Origin of the sequence: Rhizobium sp. PRIMUS64, from assembly GCF_023006465.1 — a bacterium.
Taxonomy (GTDB): domain Bacteria; phylum Pseudomonadota; class Alphaproteobacteria; order Rhizobiales; family Rhizobiaceae; genus Rhizobium; species Rhizobium leguminosarum.
Genome location: NZ_JALBGX010000338.1, coordinates 1 through 504, shown reverse-complemented (window position 1 = coordinate 504; position 504 = coordinate 1). Strand labels below are relative to the sequence as shown.

The 504-nt window shown below is 67.3% G+C and carries 1 pseudogene; it reads left to right on the top strand.

From position 1 onward, the window contains the following. A pseudogene (locus tag MOV76_RS39460) lies at positions 1–504 on the top strand (chromosome segregation protein SMC); the annotation flags it as partial.

Below are 504 nucleotides of genomic sequence, written 5' to 3'. Positions count from 1 at the left end.
CGCCCTGCAGCGCCTGCAGATCGCCAGAAGCCAGCTGGAGGAGGATGCCGGCCGCATCCTGCGCCGCCGCGACGAGCTGACCCGCCGTCTCGCCCAGCTTGCGGAAGATATAAGCCGCGAGGAGCGGCTGGTGGCCGATAATGCCGTCATCCTGGCGAGGCTCGATGCCGAAGAGGCGGAGATTTCAGAAATCCTTGCCGATTCCGGCCGTTATGCCGAGGAAACCCGCGAGGCCTTCGAGGAGGCGGCGGCAAAACTTGCCGACAGCGAGCGCATCTTTACAGCGCTGACGGCCGAGCGCGCCGAGGCGGCTGCCGGCCGCAACCAGCTGGAACGCGCCATCCGCGATCTCACCGACCGGCGGATGCGCCTCGAACGCCAGATGGATGAGGCAAACCAGGAACTGTCAGCTGTCGGCGAGAAGATCGCCGGCCTGCCCGATCCCGACGAAAAACGCTCCATCGTCGAGGCCGGCGAGATCGCCGTCGCCGACGCCGAAGCCGC